The organism is Paenibacillus periandrae (genome assembly GCF_022458865.1).
GTDB lineage: Bacteria > Bacillota > Bacilli > Paenibacillales > NBRC-103111 > Paenibacillus_S > Paenibacillus_S periandrae.
Window position 1 is genome coordinate 178,974 of record NZ_JAJNMU010000005.1, and the last position, 17,769, is coordinate 196,742.

Here is a 17,769-nt window from a genome sequence, read left to right on the forward strand (position 1 = left end):
TTCATAGCCTCTTGCGTTTATAACGAGCAACGAAGACACAGGATAATAAAAGAATAACGAATGCGGTGCCTGCAGCTACAGCCTCACGTACCGTGCCTTGCTGTTCGTTGGCTTGCCCGCCTGGGCCGCCACCCATACCTCCGGGTCCTCCAGGTCCCCCTTGTCCACCTCGACCCATACCCATACCGCCAGGAGGACCTCCTTGGCCTCCTGCTTCCATACCACCTGGTGCGCCTTGACGATCAGCCATTTGCCCTGCCTGGCCATTTGGATTGGCTGGGTTAGTTGCTCCTTGACCCGCTGGCTGTGATTGAGTAGTCTGACTCGTTTGGCCATTTCCTGCCATCTGCGCGGGCTGTACCGCTGCTGTAGATTGCCCGGAAGACACAGCGCTCTGTCCCGTCCGAGCGGTCTGTGAAGCGAGAACGGCATCCTGCACATTTGCTGCACCTGCACCAGGCTTGCCGCCCATGCCACCACGCATACCGCCGCCTCCCATACCACCGCCGCTGCCACTTCCATCACCCGAGGAAGGCGAGGTGCCATCCAGCTGCTTGGCAATCGTAGCAACCTGCTGAGCTGCAAAGGTGGTCAGCTGAGTGACGCCTTTTAGATATTCATCATAGGTGTAAAAAGCGGTAGGGTCTTGTTCCACATAGCCTGAAATCAGCTGGGACAGCTCCTGCACACGGGCTGCAAATACTTCACCCGATAAGTAGCCTTCGATGCTTTCCGTCAAATACTTATGATACTTCTGCTTGTAAGCATCCACCTTAAGCAGCTTATCGATCAGAGGCCTCTCCGAAAGCGTGCCTTGGGTCGGCTCGTCAATGAGAATACCCGATCCTCCAAGACCACCAAACGCCATATTGTAATCCCATGGCAATACCGAGAATATTCCTTTGTTCTCATACAAATAATAATTATGCTTGTTGGTACCGAGATAGCTGTCCATATTCGCAGTCAGTACATTTAGCGCGATGAATTTGAGTGCTTCATCGACATCCAGCACCTTACTGTAATCCGTACCTGTGTTCAGCTCCTTGAGCATGTCGAGAATAACATTATCGTTCGAGGATTTCGATTTCAAATCCAGTCCTTTATAGGCATCCATCGTTTCCAGCCATGTTAATTCGCTGCCGTTGCCACCATTAGCTTTATACAACGCACCATAAGCGTTGCCAAAATTACGTTCCAGATACGACTCGCCGATTTGCTCCACTGCCAAATAAAAGCCTTTGAGCTCACCATTTACATATACATTCACAAAGGAATATCCGGGAGTCGGCAAGCCTAATCGTTCCGCCAGCTCATAGGTTAGAAATTCGCGCATATAAGAGGCATCGCTGTAATTGTTGTTCAGATTGATTTTACTGATGCCGTACAGCTGCTGGCTCGATATATATTCGTCGAACGAGATTTTGAAGCTGTATCGGTCGGAATCGGAGCTTACTACACTTCTCAAGCTGAGATTTCCTTTGGTTCGGATCGCTACATGGTCAAAGTGCTGTCCGTTGTAGTCCACAGAGGCCGTTTTAAACTCCTCCTGACTGGCATTTTCCAGCATATCCTGAAAATCGGCTGCAGCCATCGTAATCTTTACATCAACCACATGGTCCTTGGGAAATACTTGCGTCGCTTGGTTCTGCTGATTGCTGACCGCTGCCGAAGATACGGCGCTGCTGCTCACAGCTGAAATGCTGTCTGTTACCGTGCAGCCCGCTAATCCGAATACAAGACTGATACCTAGCAGCAGCTCTATCCACTTGGCTTTCATCATACAACCTCCTTTCCAGTCATTCCGTTTAAGACACGTAGTCGCCGCTGTAGCTAATCAGCACGGCATTTCTGACGCCGTCCAATCCCGAAACTTTATTGACAAAAGCACCTTCGTTGTCATTCAAACGCAGCTCAAGCGTGATTTCGATATTGCCGTGAGTTACGGTTTTTTGCTTCACGTTGTATCTTTTCACCAATTTCTCTACAACAGTATGAACCTGCTTCTCTGCATCATCTCCATCGCAGTTGATCACCAGCAAGTATGGAGTTTCGAAGGATGTTTTTTTGATAAACAGAAACATCATGACACCAATGATGGCTGAACCGACAAAAGCTAGGGTATAGAAGCCGGCTCCAGATACTATTCCCGCTGCAGCTGCCCAGAACAGGAAGATCAGATCAGTAGGGTCCTTGATCGGTGTACGGAAACGAACGATGGACAAGGCACCAACCATCCCAAGTGACAGCACCAGATTGGAATTGACCGCGATAATCACCATTGCCGTAACCATGGTCATCCCGATCAGTGAAATGTTGAAGCTCTTGGAATACAGAACACCACTGAAAACCCGTTTGTAGAGCAGGTAAATAAAGAACCCGATAAAAAAGGCAACCGCCAAAGTAAGCAGCATTTTGGTAAGATCGATATCAGAAACAAAGTTTTTGACGACCGACTTTTTAAGTAAATCGGTAAAGGTAGCAGCCGTCGCACCTGTAGAAGTAGTGGCAGCAGCAGTTTCCGTTATTGCAGCAATTGCAGTATCCATAATTAATAATCCTCCCACGTATTAAATTTCAGAAACTTGCGGCACATCACATATTTGGAAGCGGACTGCCGATTCAACCCTTCAAGCTGAATGGCTGCCCGGATATACTCGGGAATATATTCATCGTATTTGACCTCCAGGATGATCAGATTCTCATCGATGGCACGAACCGCTTGCAGATCCTTATTGAATATGTCAGTAGCGTGCAGACCGGTCCTTAGCTCTTTATCGAATGTAATGCGCACATTGCCGCTCGGACAGACGTAAGGTTCCCGCACATAATCGACTATCACTTTGGGGCGCAGCAGCTTGTGCTTCATCTCCTGATACAATTCCAACAATAAAGGCTTGTCGGGCTCATTCAATACTTCAAAATTTCCTGCAACAACAGCTTCATACGTTGCTCTGCTGATCGGTTCCTTCACTTTAGCGATGTAATCATTGAATTTGATTTTTTTCTCAAAATGAATCACATTGTCCTGCACATTATAGATCCGAATCCGGTATTTGACCCGGTCCCGGATACCGCCAAGCTTCTCATGCAGCGCTTTATTGCTCACATCATCAAAGTACAGGCTGCGGATGTGATACTCTCCTGTTGCACCCACATTGTTGTCCTGGCTCATCAGGCTTTTAAGTCGCTGGCGGATCAAATAAAATTGATGCTGATTGATGAAGAACTTCAGTTCATGGCGATATTTCAGCTGCTTATTCATATGGCACCCCTTTCTATCCAAGCCTGCGCAGCACTCTTGCTTACAAACACATCTTAACCTGCTTACCTGAACTGTTTCTAAGCAGTGCCTGAATACGAACTGAATATTTACAATTCCTTAATAAATTAAGATCATATAGAACTGAATGCACAAAAAACGCGGCCCCTCCAAGGAGGTGACCACGCTTCGCTTCGTTACATACTGGTATATTACTGCTACACCGTTAACTCTTGAGAAATTCGATAGTAATCCTTACATACTGCCAACAGCCGCTCCTGGTCGATATACAAACCGAAGCCCGCCGCAGGCTCTGTTACGCACACTTGACCATCGGCACTGCGCGAGGTAGCCTGTGTCAGAACGCAGGACTCGAAGCCCTCAGACTCACCAGGCTTTTCCAAGGCTTCGACCCAATCGGCGCCTAATCCTATCGCCAGCTGCTGCCACACGGTGCATGCAGGTCCGACCAGACTGTCATCGCCGATCATCAGCTTGGCGCCGAAGCCCTGAATCGTTCTTGCCAATTCCACGGCGTGAATTAATGAGCCTGCGCAGCCTGGGTGGATGTTGTAGATGCCGCCCATACCCGGAGCAGCCGTTTGAATCGCTTTGACAGCAGGACGCAGCGGCGCATCTGGAAGCAGCTGCAGCCCACCGACCCGATTTTGCAGCTCTATCCACTGTTCAGTCGTCAGGCTCCCCGGGTCCTCACAAGCGTTCAATCCAACCGCATAAAGCTGAAGCAGCACAGCCGTAAGACCATCCAGGCTGTCAGCGCTTTGCTTCTTGCGGTAGCCATCATTAACATCGCCCACGATAAACACCTCTGGACCAACGACCTCACGAGCTGCCTGAACAACCGCCTTATCCAGCTCGATATCTCCGAACAGCTTCACCTTGAGATGTGTCCGATAGCCTTGCTCAAGCGACAGCCGCGCCTTATCCTTCACGACTGCGGTATCGTTCTCCAAAATACAATACAAGCCAGGAACAGCCTCGGTCCCTTCCAGACCCAATAAGACAGCGGCTGGCACACCCAGCAGCTTTCCGGCCAGATCGACCAAAGCCGTCTCCAGCATTTCGGTCGCTTTGGACCCATTCTGCTGCAAATGGCTCATTAGCCATGCAATGCCATCTGAAATGCGCAGGCCGATTAAGGGTTGAAACGAATCCAGCCACGCTTGCAAATCCAGCTGATCCTGATTCACGGCAATTATATTTTCTCCCCAACCTGATTGACCTGCAGCCGTGACTCGGATAAAACCGTGGATGCGATTGCTCCATGAACCGTGACTAAAATTACGCTGCACATCCACATCATAACGGTAAACCTCGATCGACTCTATGTGATGCTGTATCTGACTTAGCTGCTCTATAACCTTCAATGTCAAAAAGCTCCCTTCCCTGCACTTCTCATAGGATGTATTAACATGTCATTCAGCTTTAAACTTTGTGAAGCTCGCGGAAGTCCTTTGGGGTCATCCCTTCCATCTTCTTGAAGATCCGGTTGAAATAAGCCGGCTGGTAGCCGATCCGCACGGCAATTTCCTGCATTTTCAGATCGGAATGCATCAGGAAGTGCTTGGCATGATCCAATCGAACCTTGGTAATATAATCAACAAAGTGCAGGCCGGTCACCTGGAAAAACATTTTACTCAAGCTGGACGCAGCAATTCCGAGGCGATCCGCGCACAGATCAAGTGAAATATCCGTATCGTACTCGGCACGTATCATACCGATCGCAATTTCGATCAACTGTCGGGCTTTATGGTTCTGGTTATGCGCAAGCTCAGTAATGAGCGGCTGGATGATTTTGTCGTCAAACCAGGCGCACATCGCATCAATATCCTTCAGCGCCAACAGCTCCGCGTACAGCTGGCCCCAATCATATAAGGAGCCTGCCTGAATAATTCCCGACTGCATTATCGAGGATTGAATAGAGCCAAGCAGCTTGAGACTGCCCTGCTGCAGGAACAGCTCCAGCTCCGAATTTTTTTTCAGTTCCTGAAAAAAGACGTTCAGCAGCCTCCGGCTGTCATCGCCAAGGCCGATAAACAGCGAATGAATCAGGTCATTTTCAACCGTAAACGGGTATTTGGCCGCGCTTTTGTCCTCATTCATCGGTTCATTTAAATCTATAATTTGATTCGATTCATGCAGCTTTCTGTGCCGTAGTGCCTGCTGCACCTCTGCCCACGCATTCGGGACCTGACTGATCGAGGACATCGTTTTACCTAACCCTACAACCGTATCCATCTTTAGAATCCGATGCAGGCTTTGACCGATTTCAGCAGCCATTTCATTCAACCGATTCGATATTTCCGAAGAGGAGATACGGTCAGGAAACATAATAAACAAGCCCACGGACAGATCGTGCAAATTCATTACACACACATCGTCGTGCTGGGTCAGCTCTTCAATAATGTTCGCTGCCGCAAAAGTAACCAGAGGCTGCTCATCATCACGAAATGCCCCTTTGAGTTGTTGAAACCCAAGCAGCTGCACGACAACAACGACAAATCGCTTATTTTCCGTTTCCCAGCCATACTGCTCCAGCCGTTGTCTGATTTCATCCTCGTTGAGCAGTAATAAGTGGCCCTGCACCAGCTGCAGCAGGAAGCCGATCTTCAAGGTCGAATAATGCGCCTCCAGCCGCGATTGCAGCATATGGCTTTCACTGTTCAGATGACGCCATTGATCCTCAATGTAGGTAATCTCATCCTTGGGAACGAGCAGCGGCTCGAAGCCTGAAGGCGAAATGAAGGTACGGACCAGTCGATGAATCGGCTGATAAAGTCGAACCGAAGCATACCACGAGCTGAATAATATCAAAATAAACCCAACAATCCCGACTCCCAGTATGAGTCTGGAGACGATCACAATCGGTTTAACGAATTCAGATAACGGGACCGCCGAAACCAGCTGCCAGGAGGTTAATGGTATCGTAGAGGTCGACACAAAAAAAGGCTCGTTGTTCCAGCTCCAGCGAAAGGATGAAAGCTCCGTCCTCGTATGAATCTCCTGCTCGATCGCTTCATTCAAGCTTTTGATTCTGGGGGAGAAATCGTCGCGGGATAACAAATAACCATCCAAATTGCGGATAAAAATCGTCCCGCCCAGACTTTCATCGAAACCTGCGATGTTCATAAGCTGCTTTTCGTTCAGACGGACCAGGATTGCACCGAAGGGCTCCCCGATAACCGGAAGCTTGTGAATAACAAACATGCCCGGTTTTCCCGCAGCATCCAGGCTTCGCCAGAAAAGACGTTCCTTGCTCGTCATCAAATTATGGTACAGCTCCGCTTCCTCCGTACTGAGCTTGCGAATGCCTTGACTGTCGGAGACGAGTCTGGACGGATTGTCCAGATACACATAAACCTGATCAATCAATGCACTGCTGTTGTTCATAACAGTCAGTGACTGATAGAATTCCATCGTCAGCGCGTAATTGTCCTTAAAATCGATGCCTCGCAGCTTTTCGCTCATAATCGGATTAAGCGCCCACTGATTCATACTGACCTGAAGATGACTCAACGCATCATTAACCTGTTTGATGGTGTATTCCTGCTGCAGGCTGTGGGTTCTTTCAACCTCACGTTCAATATACCGAACCCCAATATAGTAGCTGCTGACGGATATGAGTATGGTTGGAATGATCGTAACCAGCAAAATCAGGACCAAACTCCGCTGGAAGACGTGACCTCGGTAGGTTCGGGTATCTGTTCGTTTACGCCACTTGAATCGTATCATCCATTCACCTGTATTCTAGTAGGGGTAAGGCCCATGAGAGATGCCTCCCATGAGCCTGGTCATATCATATGACAATAAATAGTCCAGCACGCTAATAATGATGATACGATACTTATCCTATTTATTGGCCATTCTCGATTGATAAGAATCGTTGGTTTCTTTAATAATTTTTTGGAAATCTGCGTCCTTGGACAGCTTCTGCGCCCATTCATCCCAAGCGGTAAGCGGTTCTTTGCCCATAATGATCTTAACCTTCAGATCGTCGGTTTTCTTGTCGAATTCCGCACCCAGCTTGATCGCGGTTTCCGAGTACAGACCATAGCCGATATCCGGAATCGCGTATTTGGCGCGCTCGTCGATAATTTTTTTGTTGCGCTCAAAGATATCGTTTGGCATGCCCGTACGGTACGCCCACAAATATTTCTCGTCGCGGCTGAAGATTTTGCCAAGTGCGCTTTGCGAGACGATATCCTTTTTTGCTTGCTCGGTTGCTGTCTTGATGCCGTCTTTTTCGGTATAATGCACATCTTTAAGTCCGTACCAGGCCAGGTTCGCACCTTCCTCGGAGGAGCCGTAATCCATCAGCTGCAAAATCGTTTTAAGCTTCGTTTCGGACACTTTTTTGGGGATGACATAAATCCCGTTCAGACCGCGGAACTGGTACACCATCTTTTTGCCGCTCGGGCTGATCAGATACGTAATCGGCATCATATCGGCGTTCGGAATCGTCTTCCTCAGCTCTTCCGTTGGACGCCATGAGGCTTCTACCGTATCGGTCCAGATGCCCGCTTTGTTGGCCTTCGCCATATCCTCAAACTGGCTTGTTTTCAGAACTGCAAAATCCTCAGGAATGACCTTCTCGTCATACAGCTTTTTCTGAAAAGCAATCGCATCGCGTGTTTCCGTTTCCAGATAAATGTGGGTCAGCTTGCCGTCCTTCATCTTCCATTTGCCTTGTGTTGAGTTGAACAGCGGCTCAAACAGGAACGTTCCAACATTGCCGGCCAGTCCGTACGTATCCTGCTTGCCGTTGCCGTCCGGATCGTTAAAGGTAAATGCTTTCATCGTCTGGAACAGCTCATCAATGGTTTCTGGCACTTTGAGTCCCAGCTTATCGAGCCAATCCTTACGAATATTCGGGTACGACCAGCCACCTAAAGGACGCACGGCCGGAATACCGTAATTTTTGCCATCCTGCAGCTTGGAGTTGGTCCATACCTCCTTAGGATAGGCCGCAAGGTTCGGATAGCTTTTGATCATATCAGGCGTAATTTCCCAGAATGCCCCGTCTCTGGCCATTTGCAGCACCAGCGGATCGAACGGATCGACAAACATCAAATCGGGAATATCACCGGAGGCCAGCGTTACCTTCGTTTTCTCTGTATAGTTGTTGGGAGACACCCATTGAATATTCAATTTTGTATTCGTGCGCTTGCCAATTTCCTGAACGATCACGTTATCGGGACCCGGTGGCTCCGGCGTGCTGAAGTTGGTCATAATCGACACTTCTGTCGGCTTGCTTGGTGTGGCCGCTCCCTGAGATTCGGTTTTGCCGCCCTCTACACCGCAGCCCGTCAAGGCAATACTTGCTGCCAGAAGCAGCGTCGATCCTTTAACTATAACATGCTGTTGTTGTTTCACTCTATAAACCCTCCCATATATGTTTGGCTATCTTATCCCTTAACCGAACCTACCATAACACCCTTGGCAAAATGCTTTTGTAAAAAAGGATAAACGAGCAGGATCGGTACCGTTGCAATCACGACCGCTGCCATTTTCAAAGTTTCCGGAGGAATCGTCTGCTCATTCATCATTTCCTGAGCTGCCGCACCACCCGCTGCTGTTGAGGAATCAATCAGCATATTTTGCAGCAGCACCTGAAGCGGCCATTTGGACGCATCGCTCATATACAATACCGCCGAGAAAAACGTATTCCAATACCCGACCGCATAAAAGAGACCGAATGCCGCCATCGCCGGAAGCGACAACGGTAAAATAATTTTGAACCAGACGCCGATATCATTGCAGCCGTCCATCAGTGCAGCTTCCTCCAGACTGTCCGGGATGCTGTCGAAGAAGCCCTTCATCAGCAAAATATACCATCCGCTGGTCAATACCGGAATAATCAACGACCACAGGCTATTGATTAAATGCATGTCCCGTACCAGCAAGTAAGGAGGGATCAGTCCCGGATTGAACAGGGTCGTGAATAACACAAGCAGCATAATGAGCCGTCGTGCCAGCATTCTTTTGCGAGATAGCGTATACGCCAGAGCCGCTGTCACAATGAGACTGCATGCTGTGCCTACGGTTGCTAGAAAGCCGCTGACCAACGTTGCATTCATAAAGGCTGGTGTGGATAGCAAATATTTGTAGGAAACCAGCGTCCATTTGCTTGGGAAAAACTGCATCCCGCCCTTTACATATTCAGAAGGATCAGTGAACGAAACGACAAATACATAATAAAGCGGAAAGATCGTAATCAGACTAATCACTGATAACAAGAAATAATTAAAAATCGGAAAAAGGAGATCTTCCTTGCTTTTCCTCATAGTATCCCCCTGCCTTACTGGATAAGCGCCCACTTCTAAATGAAAAACCTAGTAAACGCCCTCTTCACCGAACCGCCGCGTCAGACTGTTCGCGATTAATACGAGCACAAGCCCTATGACCGACTTGAACAAACCAACCGCCGTACTAAAGCTGAACTGCCCCTGCTGAATTCCGAGACGATACACATACGTATCAAATACATCCCCCACCTCGGACACGGCCCCATTTTTCATCAAATACACCTGCTCAAATCCAACATCCATAATATTGCCGATACGCAGGATCAGCAGGATCAAGATGACATTGCGAATACCTGGCAGCGTAATATGCCACATTTGACGCAGCCGCTTGGCACCGTCCATACGTGCCGCTTCGTACAGCTGAGGGTCAAGCCCCGCCATTGCCGCCAAAAATATAATGGTTCCCCAGCCCGCTTCCTTCCAGATCGACTGCACCGTTAACAATCCCCAGAACAGATTAGGATTCGTCAGGAAATCTACCTTGGGAAATCCGAGCGCTACGATCATATTATTAATAACACCGTCGCTTCTGGACAGCATCAGGATGGTAATCCCGACTATAATAACCCATGACAGGAAATGCGGCAGATAAACGATCGATTGTACCGTCTTTTTGAATTTATTACCTACCACCTCATTGAGCAGCAGAGCCACCAGTATCGGCAGCGGGAAGTAAAACACCAAATTCAACATATTAATCGCCATCGTATTACGAAACAGCAGCATAAAATCCGGGTTGGAGAAAAACCGGTTGAAATGCTCGAATCCCACCCACGCGCTGTTCATCACACCCCGATACGGAGAATAATCCTGGAAAGCGATAACGATTCCCCACATGGGGACATATTTAAAAATAATGATATACAGGATACCTGGCAGCGCCAGCAAATATAAATACTTATCCCGCATCAGAATAGCCAACACTCGTGAACGACTTTTCCTCATCGTCTTTGGGGCAGCCGATCTCATGTCAGACGTCATATCTTGATTCATTTCCTTACTACACCCCCTCTCTTGTCAGCTTTGTGCACCAGCAGTAATCACATCCTAGTGGAACGTCAACATTTCCGCAATTAGACTTTTTTTCAATCCAAAAAAGCCCGTCGCACCGCGGAAAATTAGAAAAAAACAAAAAATCCGCTCCCTGTTCGGAACGGATTATTGCAGCGGTTATCGATGATTCCAGACTGAATATTATGCTTTCAAAGCCGCTGATTCGGCTGTAATATGGTTAACATACTCAACCTGGCTTTGCGCCAGCTGCTCATCGGTTACGTTCGTAACATCGCTAAGCGTGAAAGGCGGCACGTAGTTGGCACCGACAAAATGTACCAGCGCTTCGATGGGTCTGACGATCTCACGCAGCGTGAAACGATTAGAGCCATCCGGCTGATACGATTCACTCGTGCCGTAGGTGGACAACGCTGCTCCGATTTCCTTGCCCTGCAAATGGTCGCCGCCCGGACCGTAAGCCCAGCCGTATTGGAGCACAGCATCAAACCATTTTTTCAACAACGGTGGCGTGCTGTACCAATAGAGTGGATATTGAAAAATAATACGATCATGTGCCTTCAGAAGCTCCTGCTCACGAGCTGTATCTATGGCTTCATCGGGATAGACCTCATATAAGGAGTGAACGGTCACATTGTCGTGCTTTTGCAGTTCTTCGATCCACGCCTTATTAATACGGGAAGAAGCAAGGTTAGGATGTGCTGCTATAACTAAAGTTTTCATTGGGATTCGCTCCAATTCATCTGTATTTTTCAACAAGCTAATCATATATTATCTGCTTTAAATTAGTAAGTACGCACTTTTTGGGTTAATACTTACCAAACGGGAAGAACGGAACTTATTGAGCGCAACAAAAAAATGGCAATCCGAGCATGAAGTTCATGCTTAGACTGCCGTTATCGTGTAATTAAGCCCCTGTGTGGGACCGATTATGCACGTATAGAAACGATTGTTGGCTCTTCCTGGTCAGGTGACTCTTCGCGTATAGCTGTCGCTTCCAACCGGAACTGCTCGCCCCATTGCATTAAAGAGATAATAGCCGTTCTTAAGCCTTCGCCAAGAGCGGTCAATTCGTATTCCACCTTGGGAGGAACAACCGGGTAAACATGTCTGCTAATGAGGCCTGCCTCCTCTAAATCGCGCAGCTGTTCGGCTAGCATTTTATGATTTATGCCCTCAATCAGTTTTTTCAGCTCTCCATATCGCTTCTTTCCATCCAACAGCTTGAATAAGATCGATGGTTTCCATCTGCCGGCAATGACGGATACTGAAAGCTCTATCGGACATTGAAAGTTTTTGCCATTCAGTTCGTATCTTCTGGCATTTGAAGCCTCCATGTATGACACTTCCCTTCTAATGAACACCTAATCAAAGTTAGACAGTGTACGCTCTTATTGAGTATTATGCTATCGGAATTATGTGATTTTGTAAAGAAATTGCTGTTGCCAATCGCTTCAAAAAAAATCCGCTCCCTGAACGGAGCGGATTTCACCGATTTATTGTTCATCCTGCAAAATTCGAGTTGTACCACACCGCAGCAGCGGCTACCTCTGTTTTGGTGAGCTGATGACCTGCGTTCTCCCAATGAAGCGTTACAGGAGCGCCTGCGCCGCTAAGCAGCCCTTCCAGCTCTTCGGTTTCTTGTGGCGTGCATAGCGGATCATTCCTGCCCGCACCGATGAAGCAGGGAATTGCCGATAAATCAGGCAGCTGCAGTCCACGCAGCGGCACCATTGGATGATGCAGAATCGCTCCACGGAAAACATCCTGAACATGGAACAGCAGGCTGCCTGCAATATTGGCACCATTGGAATAACCGATAGCGACGAAATTTCGGCGATCCAGTGCATAATCTGCAGCGGCAAGATCAAGAAAATCTTTGACCTCCTGCGTACGCAATATTAAGTCCTCTTCATCAAACACGCCCTCGGCCAGTCTGCGGAAATACCGATTCATACCATTCTCCGACACATTGCCCCTGATGCCAAGTACGGAAGAGGTCGGTGCGATGCTTTGCGCTAACGGCAGCAGGTCGTGCTCCGTACCACCCGTACCATGAAACAAAATCATCACGGGTGCGTTCGGGTCTGAACCCTGTCGAAATACATGCTTCATTAGATATTCCCCTCCAACGCCCGTACCTGAATAGGGGGCAAATTAGTTTCAATTTGTGAACGACGGGCTTCGAGCCATTCGGGCAGCATCAGCTTCTCACCAAGTGCCTCCGGCACCTCATCTCGTGTAAAGCCCGGTGGATCTGTAGCAATCTCAAACAATATACCGCCGGTTTCCCGGAAATAAATCGCATTAAAGTATTGTCGGTCTATAATGGGTGTTGGATGAAGCCCGTGCTGCTCAACATGGCTTCTCCACAGTCCGTGATCCACATCGTCCTTCGCGCGCCAAGCGATGTGATGAACGGTTCCTGCACCTCCCGCACCCAGCTCCATCGGATGGATGTTAACGTCGATAAGGTTGCCCAAATCACCTGTCGCTGCATAACGGGTATACGTCTCGTTTTGTGCGATTTTTGTGAGTCCCATCACCTCTACCAGCAGATTCCCGGTTTGCTCAGGCGCCATGCTGTACAGAATCGCTCCACCGAATCCTTTGATCGCCTTATCCGACGGAACGCCGCCAATCGACCATTGGCTTAATGGTCCGGCTTCCCGCTCCACGATTTCAAGGCGCAGCCCATCTTTATCGGCAAACTGCACATACATCTCGCCAAACCGCTCCGTTTTCGTGACCGAGATCTGAAAGCTTTTCAGCCGTGCTTCCCAATAATCCAACGTACCTGTCGGTACCACATAGGTTGTGTAACCAACCTGTCCTCCGCCAATTCGCCCTTTACGCGAGCCTGCATACGGAAAGAATGTGATAATTGTGCCCGGGTTTCCCAGCTCGTTGCCAAAATACAAATGATATACCTCTGGCGCATCAAAATTAATTGTCTTCTTAATCAAGCGTAGTCCAAGCACTCCTGCGTAAAAATCAACGGTTTGCTGTGCATCCCTAACAAATGCGGTAACGTGATGAATACCTTTCGTTTGTTGACTCATCTTCTCCAGCTCCTTATTTTCATTTAGATTATCATTCTATAACCTGCTTATTTCGATTCAAAACTTGTTGAAGCTGACAAATTCACCGACGGGCTTACGATAGCCGCGCGGCCGCAGCTTCGAGGTATCTTCTTTTCCAATCGTAATCAACAAAACCGGAACATGTGTATCGGGAATATCGAGCACTTCACTTACAGCCTTCGGGTCAAAACCGATCATCGGGCAGGTGTCCCAGCCCTTCTCCTTGGCAGCCAGCATCATCAGCATCGCGGAAATACCGGCATTGCGAATCGCTTCCTCACGCTTGAACGTTTCGCCTCCTCCTTCATAAAAGCTGTGAACCGACTCCACGGTCATATCGTATTCCTGTTGATTAATGACACCAAGATGCAGCAATCCTTCATTGATCTTTCCGGCATCCTTGTAAGCTTCCTTATTGCCCAGAACTACAATGGCTGCGGAGGCGCTTTGCACTTTATATTGTTTGTAGGCGGCTTCGTACACCTTATTTTTAACCTCGGGATCCTTCACGACTACATAGTGAGCATGCTGCAAGTTAAAAGCGGAGGGTGCGAATTTTACGAGACTAAAAATTTCCTCCAGCTCCTGATCCGTAATCTCGACCCCTGGTATAAATTTAGTAGCTGATCTTCGTGCTTTTAATAAATTAATAAAATCGCTCATGATAATGCCTCCTCGGTATGATTGGTTATTATTGACTATGTAAATCATAAAATCTAAGATTCTTAATTTAAAGATATTGAAGCGGCAGATAAACAATGAAGCCTGTTATGCTGCTATCTGCCACCCCTGATCATATCGCGATTGCTGACCGTGTAAGACACTATTTAAAGCCTTCCTGCGCATACTTGCCGAGTTTTTTGAGCAATTGGGCGGCAGCCTGCTTTTCCTCAGCGGATAATCCGTTCATCGCCCGTTCGATAACCTCAGTGTGTCCGGGGAATGCTTCTTCTATCCACTGCTTGCCTGTCTCGGTTATTTCCGCAAAAATAAGACGTCGGTCTTCGGTGCAAGCTCTTCGTGAAACCAATTTCTTTTGCTCAAGCTTATCGACAACGTAAGTAATATTACCGCTGCTCATCAGCACCTTACTGCCAATTTGTTGAATAGCCTGCGCTCCCTTATGGTACAAGAGCTCCAGAACACCGAACTCGGTCCTGTTCAGACCCCGCTGACGAATATCCCGGTCCGCATGAGCATTTACCCACTGGCTGGCTCTGGAAAGTGCTATAAAAAGATCGAGCGAATCATTCCTCATATTGTCCATAATTCTCACCTCTTGAATGTTCGGTGGTTGGCTTCAGTTATTATCTTAATTTAAAGATACTTTATTTGCATGTAATTGTCAAGCATCTATTTTTAAATCAAAGTGATCATCATGGCAGTATTTGAAAAGCAGGTTCCAGACTGCAGTGTTAGAGTCCCCCTCACGGATTTTTGTTTTACTTGCTTACAATTTTTTCGTCATAAAAACACTGTTGGGGTCTTCAGTGTAATCTGCAAACGGACTGCCGTATTCAAATCCAAATTGTTCATATAATTTTCTAGCCGGCTCGAAAGCTTCCATAGATCCGGTCTCCAAGCTCAGTCGTCGATAACCTCGCTGCTTAGCTTCCTCGATGATATAGGCAAGCATTTGTGATGCAATGCCCTTTCTAAGATGCTGGGTAGAAGTACGCATGGACTTGATTTCACCATGATCGCGCTCCAGTTCTTTAAGAGCACCACAACCTAAGAGGTTGCCCTGTTCCCAGGCACTCCAGAGGGTGATTTCCGGTGCTTTCAATCCATCCAAATTTAAAACATGCACACTTTCCGGTGGGGAATGTTCAAACATGCTCTGTACATGCTCACTGATCAATGCGATTATTTCGGTTCCGGTTAAATCATCGATTTTAAACTCCAAACGATTCACTCCCAATGATCAGATAATGGTTGGTAAGTTAGTTGTTATACATGCAGTTAGCAACCCTTCACTCCTTTCTGTGTTTATTTATTTTGCAAAAATCGTCATAATGAACTCATCGACAATTACAAGCATATATAAAATCATTATTGTTGTAAATACAATAAAAATTGACGGGCAGGTGATCAAATGAGGGAGATACTACGTGAAGTAGGAATGATCGCGAGAGCATTGGATTCCATAAGTAATGTAGAGTTCAAGGAAATAGATCTTACAAAAGGGCAATATTTATATTTGGTTCGAATCTATGAGAACCCGGGAATTATTCAAGAAAAGCTGGCAGAAATGATAAAGGTGGACCGAACAACAGCAGCACGTGCGATTCAAAAGCTTGAAATCGAAGGCTTTATTGAAAAGAAAGACGATGAAACGAACAGAAAAAATAAAAGGCTGTTTACAACTGAAAAAGGTAAGCAAGCGTACTCTTTTCTGAAGAGAGAAGGAGATCATACCGACTCGGTTGCATTAGCAGGATTTTCTGAAAAAGAATCAGAAACATTGTTTCATCTTCTGCAAAGAGTTAGAAAAAATATTGAGATCGATTGGGAATTCGTAAAAAAAGGAAATAAAAGAGAGTACTGATCTCCGTATCGTTTATCAAGACTCTTGACTTTTTAAATTAGTTGTAACTATAATGATTACAACAAGAGGGTGAACCTAATGAAAAAAATTAGCTCACGATTTTCGATAGCCGTGCATATTATATCGCTCGTTTCGGTCATGCCTTCGATTACAGGCGATTTCATAGCGGGAAGCGTGAACACAAATCCGGCCATTATCCGTAAAATTATGGGGCAGCTTAAAAAGGCCGGTCTGATCACAGTTCGAGCTGGAACAGGTGGGGCGACGCTTCGTGTGGATGCGGCGCAAATTACATTGTTGGATATTTACAGGGCAGTTGAGGTCGTGGATCATAACGAATTGTTCAACTTTCACGAGCATCCGAATCCCGATTGTCCGGTCGGCGCCAACATCGAAACCGCTCTTCGTGCCACAATGGTCACAGCCCAACTGGCCTTGGAGCGCGAACTTGCTGAGGTTACCGTTCAACAACTGGCTCGTCAGCTTGTCAACGAGAAATAAGCTCTTCATTGGGCTATTTTTTTTCAATTAGTTGTAATCAAATCGGTTACATCACTCTTGCAGGATAACTGTTAAAGAACGAATATTATGAGGAGGAATTCACAATGAGCACGAACCAACAAACTCTTTTAGTTACAGGCGCAAGTGGACATCTCGGAAGTATCGCTATCGACTGGCTGCTTGCCAATTATGAGGGACCGATTATCGCGACTACGCGCGACCCCGAGAAGCTCTCTGCGCTATCAGCACGTGGTGTTATCGTCCGTAAAGCTGATTTCGATCAACCGGAAACTTTAAGCGAGGCCTTTGCCGGGGCACAGCGTTTGTTGTTAATTAGCACGGACGCTATTGCGGTTCCGGGCCAACGCGTTAAGCAGCATAAGGATGCCCTAAACGCTGCTGTACAGGCAGGTGTCAAACACATCGTATATACATCGATTCCTAATGCCGAACCAGGCTCGGCCTGCCTGATTGCACCCGATCATTACGCCACAGAGGAGCTGATCAAGAATAGCGGTCTCTCCTACACGATCCTGCGCAATAATTTATACAGCGAGAATCTGATCCCAACGCTGCAGCAGGCAGTCGCAAGCGGTATTCTTGGTACAGCAACAGGTGACGGCGCAACCGCTTATGTGACCCGCCATGATTGTGCGTGGAGCGCAGCCGCGGCACTTGCTTCCACTACCACTGACAATCAGATTGTGGACGTAACAGGACCCGAAGCCATTTCTGGCAGCGAGCTCGCACAAATTGCCAGCGATATCAGCGGAAAGAGCATTCAATTTGTTCCGTTGGAAACGGCTAAATTAGTTGAAGTGTTAGAAGCTATCGGCCTTCCAAAAGGGTTAGCTCAGGCGTATGCTTCCTTTGATACTGCCTCCGCCCGAGGTGAGTATGCACAAACATCTGCAACAGTTCAACAGCTGACAGGCAAGTCTCCAACAAGCCTTAAACAGTTTTTAACCGATAATAAGTCAACCTTTGCAGGTGCTGAATAAGCTCCTTATCCGACGCGACAATCCCATCAGAAATAACCCT

Annotated in this window: 18 protein-coding genes; 3 read left to right on the forward strand and 15 right to left on the reverse strand. The window is 47.4% G+C overall.

From position 1 onward, the window contains the following. Position 1: 1 nt before the first annotated feature. The 15 genes from LRL21_RS09800 to LRL21_RS09870 form a co-directional block, all read right to left on the reverse strand. Positions 2-1,780 carry a CotH kinase family protein gene (locus LRL21_RS09800; protein WP_240415597.1) on the reverse strand — a complete coding sequence of 593 codons (1,779 nt, stop codon included), beginning with the start codon at positions 1,778-1,780 and terminating at the stop codon, positions 2-4. 25 nt (positions 1,781-1,805) lie between these two features. Continuing rightward, entirely contained in the window at positions 1,806-2,546 is a 741-nt protein-coding gene (locus LRL21_RS09805) for a DUF4956 domain-containing protein (RefSeq protein ID WP_240415598.1), read from the reverse strand. Between the two features lie 2 nt (positions 2,547-2,548). Then, entirely contained in the window at positions 2,549-3,262 is a 714-nt protein-coding gene (locus LRL21_RS09810) for a polyphosphate polymerase domain-containing protein (protein ID WP_240415599.1), read from the reverse strand. Between the two features lie 215 nt (positions 3,263-3,477). Then, on the reverse strand, positions 3,478-4,647 hold the full coding sequence (locus tag LRL21_RS09815; RefSeq protein ID WP_240415600.1) for an enolase C-terminal domain-like protein: 1,170 nt from the start codon (positions 4,645-4,647) through the stop codon (positions 3,478-3,480). Between the two features lie 58 nt (positions 4,648-4,705). Then, positions 4,706-7,012 carry a helix-turn-helix domain-containing protein gene (locus LRL21_RS09820; protein ID WP_240415601.1) on the reverse strand — a complete coding sequence of 769 codons (2,307 nt, stop codon included), beginning with the start codon at positions 7,010-7,012 and terminating at the stop codon, positions 4,706-4,708. Positions 7,013-7,129: 117 nt separating this feature from the next. Next, positions 7,130-8,653, reverse strand: a complete 1,524-nt coding sequence (locus LRL21_RS09825; protein ID WP_240415602.1) for an extracellular solute-binding protein — start codon at positions 8,651-8,653, stop codon at positions 7,130-7,132. A 32-nt stretch (positions 8,654-8,685) separates the two neighbouring features. After that, positions 8,686-9,564 carry a carbohydrate ABC transporter permease gene (locus LRL21_RS09830; RefSeq protein ID WP_240415603.1) on the reverse strand — a complete coding sequence of 293 codons (879 nt, stop codon included), beginning with the start codon at positions 9,562-9,564 and terminating at the stop codon, positions 8,686-8,688. Positions 9,565-9,612: 48 nt separating this feature from the next. Further along, positions 9,613-10,530, reverse strand: coding sequence for an ABC transporter permease (locus LRL21_RS09835; protein WP_240415813.1), 918 nt, complete (start codon positions 10,528-10,530; stop codon positions 9,613-9,615). Between the two features lie 249 nt (positions 10,531-10,779). Continuing rightward, positions 10,780-11,319, reverse strand: coding sequence for an NAD(P)H-dependent oxidoreductase (locus tag LRL21_RS09840; protein ID WP_240415604.1), 540 nt, complete (start codon positions 11,317-11,319; stop codon positions 10,780-10,782). A 206-nt stretch (positions 11,320-11,525) separates the two neighbouring features. After that, positions 11,526-11,933 (reverse strand): winged helix-turn-helix transcriptional regulator, encoded by a 408-nt coding sequence (locus LRL21_RS09845; protein ID WP_240415605.1) that lies wholly within the window; start codon positions 11,931-11,933, stop codon positions 11,526-11,528. Positions 11,934-12,099: 166 nt separating this feature from the next. Continuing rightward, positions 12,100-12,711 (reverse strand): alpha/beta hydrolase, encoded by a 612-nt coding sequence (locus tag LRL21_RS09850; protein WP_240415606.1) that lies wholly within the window; start codon positions 12,709-12,711, stop codon positions 12,100-12,102. Continuing rightward, positions 12,711-13,658 carry a ring-cleaving dioxygenase gene (locus tag LRL21_RS09855; protein WP_240415607.1) on the reverse strand — a complete coding sequence of 316 codons (948 nt, stop codon included), beginning with the start codon at positions 13,656-13,658 and terminating at the stop codon, positions 12,711-12,713. Before LRL21_RS09855 ends, LRL21_RS09850 begins: the two co-directional genes overlap by 1 nt. Positions 13,659-13,715: 57 nt before the next feature. Next, entirely contained in the window at positions 13,716-14,342 is a 627-nt protein-coding gene (locus LRL21_RS09860) for a nitroreductase family protein (RefSeq protein ID WP_240415608.1), read from the reverse strand. A gap of 160 nt (positions 14,343-14,502) precedes the next feature. Continuing rightward, the gene (locus tag LRL21_RS09865) at positions 14,503-14,946 is read right to left on the reverse strand and encodes a MarR family winged helix-turn-helix transcriptional regulator (RefSeq protein ID WP_275900677.1); all 444 of its coding nucleotides are present in this window, start codon (positions 14,944-14,946) and stop codon (positions 14,503-14,505) included. A 183-nt stretch (positions 14,947-15,129) separates the two neighbouring features. After that, a complete protein-coding gene (locus LRL21_RS09870) occupies positions 15,130-15,585 on the reverse strand; it encodes a GNAT family N-acetyltransferase (protein ID WP_240415609.1) in 456 nt (151 codons plus the stop codon). A 189-nt stretch (positions 15,586-15,774) separates the two neighbouring features. Between LRL21_RS09870 and LRL21_RS09875 the strand changes: the two genes are divergently transcribed. The 3 genes from LRL21_RS09875 to LRL21_RS09885 all read left to right on the forward strand — a co-directional run bounded on the left by LRL21_RS09875 (position 15,775) and on the right by LRL21_RS09885 (position 17,729). Next, positions 15,775-16,227 carry a MarR family winged helix-turn-helix transcriptional regulator gene (locus tag LRL21_RS09875; protein WP_240415610.1) on the forward strand — a complete coding sequence of 151 codons (453 nt, stop codon included), beginning with the start codon at positions 15,775-15,777 and terminating at the stop codon, positions 16,225-16,227. A 78-nt stretch (positions 16,228-16,305) separates the two neighbouring features. Then, entirely contained in the window at positions 16,306-16,728 is a 423-nt protein-coding gene (locus LRL21_RS09880; RefSeq protein ID WP_240415611.1) for an Rrf2 family transcriptional regulator, read from the forward strand. Between the two features lie 104 nt (positions 16,729-16,832). Next, positions 16,833-17,729 (forward strand): SDR family oxidoreductase, encoded by an 897-nt coding sequence (locus LRL21_RS09885; protein ID WP_240415612.1) that lies wholly within the window; start codon positions 16,833-16,835, stop codon positions 17,727-17,729. Positions 17,730-17,769 lie beyond the last annotated feature (40 nt).